Here is an 8693-nt window from a genome sequence, read left to right as displayed (position 1 = left end):
CGAGGCCGGGGGCCAGGTCGCGGGCCAGGGCGGCCACCGCCGCCGCCGCCCGGTCGAAGTCGTCGAAATCCCGCCCGCCGCGCGCCTGGATGCCGCAGCCGCAGGATTCATCCACCGGCCACCAGAAATCGGTCCATTGCCCGGCGCCCACCTCGACCAGCCGGTAGCTGCCCAGTTCGTTCTCGGCCGCCCAGCCGTCGCCGTCCCGTTTCCAGGTCAGGCCGGCCGCTTCGCGAATTTCGGTCATGGCGCGGTCCTCATTCGACGATGCGCAGCTTGACATAGGAGCCGGGCGCATCCTCCAGCCCTTCGCCGGGATCGCGGGCCGCCACCTGGCCGCGTCCGGCATGTTTCTTCAGCCAGGCATCCCAGTCCGGCCACCAGGAGCCCTCGTGCCGTTCCGCCGCCGCCTGCCAAGCCTGCGGATCGGCGGGCAGGGCATCGCCGGTCCAGTAGCAGTAGCGCCCCTTGGCCGGCGGATTGACCACCCCGGCGATATGGCCGGAAGCGGCGAGCACGAACTTCACCGGCCCCTTGTATATCTGGGTGGCGGCATAGGTCGATTTCCAGGGGGCGATATGGTCCTCGCGGGTGGACAGCAGGTAGACCGGCACCTTGATGCGCCGAAGATCGATGGCCTGGCCGGCCAAGGCGATGCCGCCCGGCTCGATCAGGCGGTTGTTCAGGTACATCTCGCGCAGGTAGAAGCCGTGCATCATGGCCGGCATGCGGGTCGAATCGGCGTTCCAGTAGAGCAGGTCGAAGGGGAGCGGATCGCGGCCCAGCAGGTAGTTGTTGACGACGAAGGACCAGATCAGGTCGTTGTCCCGCATCAGGTTGAAGACGGTGGCCATGTGGGCCCCTTCCAGGTAGCCCTTCTTCTGCATGTGCCTTTCCAGGAGGCCGATCTGTTCCTCGTCGATGAAGACGGACAGTTCGCCCGCCTCGCGGAAGTCGGTCATCGTGGTGAGGAAGGTGGCCGAAGCCACGCGATCCTCCTTGCGGGCCGCCAGCCAGGCGAGCGTGCAAGCGGTCAGCGTGCCGCCGATGCAGTAGCCGACCAGGTTGGCCTTGGCCTCCCCGGTCATGCGGCGGATTTCGTCCAGCGCCGCCACCGGGCCTTCCAGCAGGTAGTCGTCGAAGGTCTTGTGGGCCAGGCGTTCGTCCGGGTTGACCCAGGAAACGACGAAGACCGTGTTGCCCTGGTCCACCGCCCACTTGATGAAGGAATTCCTGGGCTGCAGGTCCAGGACGTAGAACTTGTTGATCCAGGGCGGCACGATCAGCAGCGGCCGACGCCGCGCCTTGGGGGTGGAAGGCGCATATTGGATCAACTGCATCAGGTCGTTCTGGAACACCACCTTGCCCGGCGTAGCGGCGACGTTTTCGCCCAAGACGAAGGCCTTGGCGTCGGTCATCGAGATCTGCAACCGGCCCTGGCCCTTCTCCATATCCTCGACCAGATGGCGGAATCCCTTCAGCAGGTTCTCGCCGCCGCTTTCCAGGGTGGCCTTCAGCACCTTGGGATTGGTGGCGATGAAATTGGAAGGCGCCAGGGCGTCCAGCCACTGGCGGGTATAGAAGTCGACCTTGCGGGCGGTCCGGCCGTCCAGCCCCTCGATGCCCTGCACCGTGCCCTGCATCCAACGCGAGGTCAGCAGGTAGGACTGCTTGACGAAGTCGAAGACCGCCTGTTCCGACCAGGCCTCGTCGGCGAAGCGCTTGTCGGAAGGATCGGGCATTGCCACCGGCGCCGCGGCCTCGCCCTTGAGCCGCTTCGAGGTGGCCTCCCACAGGCGGGCATGGTCCTGCCACAGCCGGGCTTGGGCGGCGGCCAGCCTTTCCGGGTCGGCCATCAGCTTGGAGGCGGCTTCGGCAAAACTGCGCATCACCATGCCTGGATCGGGCACGGCGAAGCCGTCGCCGGAAGCCTGATTCTTCCAGAACATCTCGGCGGCCTTGGCGGCGCGGGCCGAAAGCTCGGCCCAAGCCTTGGCGGCCTTGTCGGAATCGGGAAGGTCGGTCATCAGGTGGTCCGGATGACCTCGGTGATCTGGACGCCCAGGCGGTCCTCGACCACCACGACCTCGCCGCGGGCGACCAGGCGGTTGTTGGCGTGGATCTCGATGGGTTCGCCGATGATGCGTTCCAGTTCCACCACGGCGCCGCGGCCCAGCTTCAGGATCTGCGAGATCGGCATGGAAGCCGTGCCCAGCACGGCGATGATCTCGACCGGGATGTCGTAGACGGCCTCGATGGTATCCATGCCCTCGGGCGCACCGCCGCCACCGCCGCCACCGGAACGGGCCGAAGGCTTGGCCTTGGTCTTCGCCTTGGCCTCTTCCTCTTCCTGCTGCTGCTCCATCAGGGCGGCAGCCATGTCGAAATCGTCGTCTCCTGCCATGGGCCCAGCCTACTCCCGCCGTCCTTCGCCGTCCATATTGGAAACGCCGTGGCGGACAGCTATGGTGGGGCCATGATCGAGATCACCCAGTTCCCCCATCTGCTGGCCGGCCTCAACGTCGCCTCGGCCACCCTGCTGGCTTACGGCTACGCCCGCATCCGCAAGGGCGCCAAGGACGCCCATCGCCAGGCCATGCTGGCGGCAGTGGGCGTGTCCGTGGCCTTCCTGGTGGCCTACCTGTACTACCACGCCAACTCGGGCCTGGCGAAGTTCGGCGGCCAGGGGGCGATCCGGCCGGTCTACTTCACCCTGCTGGCCAGCCACGTGCTGCTGGCCGCCGTGGCCGCCCTGGCCGTGCCCTGGACCCTGTTCCTCGCCTTGACCGGCCGCTTCGAGCGCCACCGGCGCTGGGCCCGTTTCACCCTGCCGCTCTGGCTTTATGTTGCCGTGACCGGCGTCGTCGTCTATGTGATGGCCGTCCACATTTTTCCCCAGGCCCATGTCTGACCAATCCTTATCCGCCGAACCGCCCCTGCGCCTCTGGTCCAAGGTGGAAAGCCTGGCCGAAGGCTGCGCGCCCTGCACCCAGCGCGAACTGTGGGGATGGTGCGCCGCTTCCGTGGCCGCCCTGGCCGTGGCCGGCATCTTCGCCGTGCTGCTGGCCCTGTCGCGCATTCCCGGCATCCAGGACGTCTTTCCCTGGCCGCTGGACTTCTTCAAGAAGGGGCTGGTGATCCACGTCATCTTCTCGTTCGTGGTCTGGTTCCTGGGGGTCTTCGGGGCCCTGCTGCACCTGGCCACCGTGCGTATCACCGGCGGCGAGCCCAAGTTCCGCCAGTTGGGCCGCTTCGCCCTGATGTCCTTGGGCGCCGCCTTCTTCCTTTTGTTCCTGCCGGCCTTCAAGGATCGCGGCGAGCCGATTCTCAACAACTACGTCCCGGTCATCACCGATCCCCTCTATTACGCCGGCCTTGCCGTCTTGGGGGCGGGAATCCTGCTGGAGGCGGTGCGCCTGTTCCTCAACCTGGGCAGCCGCAAGAATCCCCACGGTCCCTTGTCCCTGGGCCTGACCCTGGCGGCGGGCATCTACGCCGTCGCCCTCTTGTGCTTCGCCCTGGCCTACGGCAGGATCGCCGGCGACGCCGTGGACCACACCTTCAACGAAAGCCTGTTCTGGGGCGGCGGGCACGTGCTGCAATTCGTCAACGTGACCCTGCTGGCGGTCGCCTGGTACATGCTGGGCGGCATGGCCTTCGGGGCGCCCTTGGGCAGCGAGCGCTTGCATACCGCGGCCGTGGTCCTGCCCGCCGTTTTCGCGGCGTTGGCGCCGCTGTTCTACCTGGCCTTCGACGGCGCCCGGCAGCCCGAGTTCACCGACCTGCAGTACGCCCTGGCGCCGCCCGCCCTGCTGGCGGCGGGCACCACGGCGATCGGCATCCTGGGCCACCGCGCCGACAAGGGCGGCCTGCCCTGGCGCGATCCGGCCTTCGTCTGCCTGGTGCTGTCCATCGGCGTGTTCGGCCTGGGCGGCCTGCTGGGCCTGTTCGTCGACGGCACCGACACCCGCACGCCGGCCCACTACCACGGGGTGATCGCCGGCATCAACCTGGCCTTCATGGGCTTGTTCTTCCGCCTGTTCCTGCCGCTGCTGGACCGCCAAGTGAAGCGTGGCAAGGCCCTGTTCGCCCAGGTCTGGCTGTTCGGCCTGGGCCAGGGCTTCGCCAGCCTGGGGCTGTTCCTGGCCGGCGGCTACGGCACGCCGCGCAAGATGGCCGGCGCCGAACAGGGTCTCACCCATATCGCCCAGAAGATCGGCATGACCATGAACGGCGTGGGCGCGGCGATCGCGGTGATCGGGGGCGTGATGTTCATCTGGACGGTGAGCGCCGCGCTGCTGCGCCGGCCCCGCCATCCCTCGGACTCCTAAGAAATGGCTCCCCGGCTGGGGCAAAGCGTGTAAGATGACGCGGGGCGGACGGAGGATCGGGTGACCCAAGGAGCTTCGCAGACGACGGAAGGCGCGGCGGTGGATGCGCCTTTGCCGGCTTCGGCTTCGCCGGAGGCGATCGCCGAGCGCGCCCGCCTGTCCGACTACGCCCTTTTGCTCAAGCCGCGTGTCATGTCGCTGGTGGTCTTTTCCGGCCTGACCGGGCTTCTGATGGCGCCAGGCGGCGTCGATCCCCTGACCGGCTTCGTCGCCATCCTGCTGATCGCCATCGGCGCCGGCGCTTCCGGGGCGATCAACATGTGGTACGACCGTGACATCGACGCCCACATGACGCGCACCAAGGATCGTCCCATTCCGGCCGGGCGCATGAAGCCTTCGGCCGCCCTGTGGTTCGGATCGGTGCTGTCGGTGGCGTCGGTGATCGGCATGGCGCTGTTGGTCAACGCGGTGTCCGCGGGGCTGCTGGCGATGACCATCGGGTACTACGTCTTCATCTACACCATGTGGCTGAAGCGCCGCACGCCGCAGAACATCGTCATCGGCGGCGCCTCGGGCGCATTCCCGCCGATGATCGGCTGGGCGGCGGCGACCGGCGAGGTGGGATTCGACTCGTTCATCCTGTTCCTGGTGATCTTTCTCTGGACGCCCCCCCATTTCTGGGCGCTCGCCCTGTTCCGCAGCGGCGACTACGCGGCGGCCGGCGTGCCCATGCTGCCGGTGGTGGCCGGGGTGAAGGAAACCAAGAAGCAGATCCTGATCTACAGCCTGATCCTGGTGCCGGCCACCCTGCTGCCGCTGGCGACCGGCATGTCGGGGCTCATCTATGGCGCGGGCGCCCTGGCGCTGGACGCGCTGTTGCTCAATCGCGTGCGCAAGGTCTGGAACAGTGACGAGGTGGCGGCGGCGCGGGGCTTGTTCCTGTTCTCCATCCTCTACCTGTTCCTGGTGTTCATGCTGATGCTGGCGGACCGGGGCCTGTCGTTGCATGTCGGGCACCTCGTATGAACAACTGGAAGCCCGCTTCCGCCGCCTGAACCTTCTGGGCCAGGCGCGCTCGATCCTGCATTGGGACATGGCGACCATGATGCCCCCCGGCGCCGCGGAAGCGCGGGGCGACCAATTGGCCGAAATGAAGGCGGTCGAACACGCCCTGCTGGTCGATCCGCGCACCGCCGACCTGATCGCCGATGCTTCCGAGGACCCGGCGGCGCTGCAGCCCTGGCAAGCGGCCAACCTGCGCGAGATGCGCCGCGTCTGGAGCCACGCCACGGCACTCAGCGAGGAGATGGTGACCAGCCTGTCCAGGGCGGCATCGGAATGCGAGACCGTCTGGCGCAAGGCGCGGGCCGACGACGACTTCAAGACGGTGCGGCCCTACCTGGAACGCCTGCTGGGCCTGGTGCGCCGCGCCGCCGAGGCCAAGTCGGCATGCTTGGGCGTCGGGCTCTACGACGCCCTGCTGGACGAATACGAGCCGGGTGGCCGTTCGGCCGACATCGATGCCGTCTTCGCCGACCTGGAATCCTTCCTGCCCGGCTTCCTGCCCCGGGTGCTGGAACGCCAGGCGGCGGGGCCGTCGCTCAAGCCCCTGTCCGGCCCTTTCCCCATCCCTAGGCAGCGCGACCTGGGCGTGCGGCTGATGAAGACCCTGGGTTTCGACTTCGACCATGGCCGACTGGACGTCAGCCTGCATCCCTTCTGCGGCGGCACGCCGGACGACGTGCGCATCACCACCCGCTACAACGAGGACGACTTCACCTCCAGCCTGATGGGCGTGCTGCACGAGACCGGCCACGCGCTGTACGAACGCGGCCTGCCGCCCGTCTGGCGCGGCCAGCCGGTGGGGGAGGCGCGCGGCATGGCGGTGCACGAAAGCCAGTCGCTGCTGATGGAAATGCAGGTCTGCCGGTCGCGGCCGTTCCTGGTGTTCGCGGCGCCCTTGCTGCGCGAAGCCTTCGGCGGGCGCGGCCCGGCCTGGGAGGCGGACAATCTCTACCGTCTCTATACGCGGGTGCGGCCCGGCTTCATCCGGGTGGAAGCGGACGAAGTCACCTATCCCGCCCACGTCATCCTGCGCTACCGCCTTGAAAAGGACATGATCGAGGGCCGCATGGAGGTCCGCGACCTGCCCGAGGCCTGGGCCGACGGCATGCGGCGCCTGCTGGGCATCGTCCCGCCGACGGATCGCGAGGGCTGCCTGCAGGATATCCATTGGTACGACGGCGCCTGGGGCTACTTCCCCACCTATACCCTGGGGGCGATGATGGCGGCCCAGTTGTTCGACGCCGCCAAGCGCGCCGATCCGGCCCTGGAAACCGCCATCGCCAAGGGCGACTTCGCCCCCCTGCTGGCCTGGCTGCGCCGGCACGTGCACGGGAAGGGCTCGTCGCTCAGCTCCCAGGGCCTTCTGATGGAGGCGACCGGACGCCCCCTCGACCCGGCTCTCTACAAGGCCCACCTCGAACGCCGCTACTTGGCGGCACCATGACCCATCCCGTCGTCGTCGCCGTCCTGAACCACAAGGGGGGAGTGGGCAAGACCACCACGGCGGTCAACTTGGCTGCCGCCTGGGCGGCCGCCGGCCGGTCGGTGCTGCTGGTGGACATGGACCCGCAAGGCAACGCCGGCGCGGCGCTGGGCATCGACCGGGCCCGCATCGGACGAGGCACCGCGGAGTTGCTGCGCGGCGAAGGGACGCCTGCCGAGCTTGCCGTCGCGACGGCGGTGCCGGGCCTGAAGCTCGTCGGTTCCGCCATGCAGTTGGCGACGGCCGACATCCGGGTTGGAGGCATGGCGCCCGAATTCGCCCTGCGCGAGGCGTTGGCCAAGGTGGAAGGCTTCGACCACGTGGTGGTGGATTGTCCGCCTTCCTTCGGCATCCTCAGCCTGAACGCCCTGGTGGCTGCCGACAAGGTGCTGATCCCCGTGCAGGCGGAAAGCTTCGCCTTGGAGGGGTTGAACCAGGTGCTGTTCTCCATCCGCCGGGTTCAGGACCTGCACCATCCCGATTTGCGCTACGGCGTGGTGCTGACCATGCTGGACCCCAAGGAACGCCTGAGCCAACTGGTCGCCCAGGAGGTGCGCGCCCATCTGGGGCGGCGGGTTCTCGAGACCGCCATCCCGCGCGAGGAGCGCATCTCGGAGGCCGCGTTCCGCGGCATGCCGGTACTGGTCTTCGATCCGGCCTGCGCCGGAGCCTTGGCCTATATGCGCCTGGCGGGCGAGACGCTCTACCGCCTGGAAAACCTGCGCGACGTGCCGGAGACCGACGATTCCGGCCTGGAGCCCTCCATCGAGTCCTTCCTGCGGGCGGCGGCCGGGGTGGCGAACCGCCTGGCAGGCGAGAAACATCGTGAACGTTCCGACGAGGCCCTGGCCCGGCGGGTCCAGGAGTCGGCAGCTTCCCAGGAGGTTCCCGGCGCCTGGGGAGAACCCCTGGCGGAGGAAGACGACAAAGCCCTCCCACTGCTGGAAGCCCCCCGCCCGGCGGTTTTCGGCGCCCGGTCCGCCCTGGCCCTGGTCCTCCTGGCCCTGTTGGCGGTAGGCGGCCTGGCCCTGGCGTTGCTGGAGTGGCCGAGGCCGTGAGGCCCGTCTTCGCGCCAGCGCGAGCGGCGGGTTCAGTCGTCCCGTCCCCCCACCTCGCAGTAGTCGCGGAGCGTCGCCACATTGTCGATTTCGACCGTGTGGCCGCGCGAGGAAACACCCAGCTTCTTCAGCTTGGCGAGCGCCCGTGACAGGCTTTCCGGCTTCATGCCCAGGCGGGCGGCGATCAGGGATTTGTCGTAGGGCAGCTTGAGCGAGACCGGACCTTCTTCCGCTTCGCAGAGGCCCAGCAGGAAGTCGCCAAGGCGCTGGGATGTCGAGCGGGCCTGAAGTTGCTCGATGTGCCGCACCAAGCGGCGCAGGCGCATGGACAAGGCGCCCAGCAACTTGAGACCGAGGTCGGGGTCCTGCCGCAGCTGGTTGAGCAGGGGAGCGGCTGGAATTTCCACCAGACGGGCATTATCGACCACCTCGGCGCTGGCCGGGTAGTCGCTGCCGAAGAAGATGGCGGCCTCGGCGATGGTCTCGCCGGGCTTCATGATGGCGATTACCGTCTGCTCGCCGTCGGGAGTATCACGGAAGACCTTCACCCAGCCTTCCAGCAGCAGGAAGAACCAGTTGGCCGGCTCGCCCCTGAGGAACAGCAGCTTGCCGCGCGGCTGTTCGACAACCCGCGATTCGTGAAGCAGGGCGTCAAGGGTCTCCGCAGGCAGGCCGCCGAACAGTGGATTACGGCGGACGATTTCCAAATCCTTGGCCGACAGCGGCTTGGCAGTCATGATGCCCCCGAAGCTGTTT

The 8693-nt window shown here is 67.9% G+C and carries 9 protein-coding genes; 5 read left to right on the top strand and 4 right to left on the bottom strand.

The window, feature by feature from the left end; all coding sequences use genetic code 11:
- The 3 genes from H7841_10825 to fliN form a co-directional block, all read right to left on the bottom strand.
- Positions 1–247, bottom strand: a 247-nt coding sequence (locus H7841_10825; GenBank protein MEO5337369.1) for a hypothetical protein, incomplete at its 3' end; no start/stop codon positions are given.
- 10 nt (positions 248–257) lie between these two features.
- Positions 258–2027, bottom strand: coding sequence for a class I poly(R)-hydroxyalkanoic acid synthase (gene phaC / locus H7841_10820; protein ID MEO5337368.1), 1770 nt, complete (start codon positions 2025–2027; stop codon positions 258–260).
- A complete protein-coding gene (fliN, locus tag H7841_10815; GenBank protein MEO5337367.1) occupies positions 2027–2404 on the bottom strand; it encodes a flagellar motor switch protein FliN in 378 nt (125 codons plus the stop codon). The genes phaC and fliN overlap by 1 nt, the downstream gene beginning before the upstream one ends.
- Positions 2405–2452: 48 nt before the next feature.
- On the opposite strand from fliN, the gene H7841_10810 reads away from it, so the two are divergent.
- The 5 genes from H7841_10810 to H7841_10790 all read left to right on the top strand — a co-directional run bounded on the left by H7841_10810 (position 2453) and on the right by H7841_10790 (position 7937).
- Complete coding sequence (locus H7841_10810) at positions 2453–2911, top strand: DUF420 domain-containing protein (GenBank protein ID MEO5337366.1); 459 nt, start codon at positions 2453–2455, stop codon at positions 2909–2911.
- Positions 2904–4331: a cbb3-type cytochrome c oxidase subunit I gene (locus H7841_10805; protein MEO5337365.1), complete on the top strand. Its 1428-nt coding sequence runs from the start codon at positions 2904–2906 to the stop codon at positions 4329–4331. The genes H7841_10810 and H7841_10805 overlap by 8 nt, the downstream gene beginning before the upstream one ends.
- Before the next feature lie 111 nt (positions 4332–4442).
- Positions 4443–5357, top strand: coding sequence for a heme o synthase (locus H7841_10800; GenBank protein ID MEO5337364.1), 915 nt, complete (start codon positions 4443–4445; stop codon positions 5355–5357).
- Entirely contained in the window at positions 5338–6840 is a 1503-nt protein-coding gene (locus H7841_10795; protein ID MEO5337363.1) for a carboxypeptidase M32, read from the top strand. Before H7841_10800 ends, H7841_10795 begins: the two co-directional genes overlap by 20 nt.
- On the top strand, positions 6837–7937 hold the full coding sequence (locus H7841_10790; GenBank protein MEO5337362.1) for a ParA family protein: 1101 nt from the start codon (positions 6837–6839) through the stop codon (positions 7935–7937). Before H7841_10795 ends, H7841_10790 begins: the two co-directional genes overlap by 4 nt.
- Before the next feature lie 32 nt (positions 7938–7969).
- Here H7841_10790 and H7841_10785 read toward each other — a convergent pair whose 3' ends face one another.
- Positions 7970–8674, bottom strand: coding sequence for a cyclic nucleotide-binding domain-containing protein (locus H7841_10785; GenBank protein MEO5337361.1), 705 nt, complete (start codon positions 8672–8674; stop codon positions 7970–7972).
- Positions 8675–8693: the final 19 nt, after the last annotated feature.

It is taken from the genome of Magnetospirillum sp. WYHS-4 (assembly GCA_039908345.1).
In the GTDB taxonomy this organism is placed as follows: domain Bacteria; phylum Pseudomonadota; class Alphaproteobacteria; order Rhodospirillales; family GLO-3; genus JAMOBD01.
This window is presented reverse-complemented; position numbering and strand designations above follow the sequence as displayed.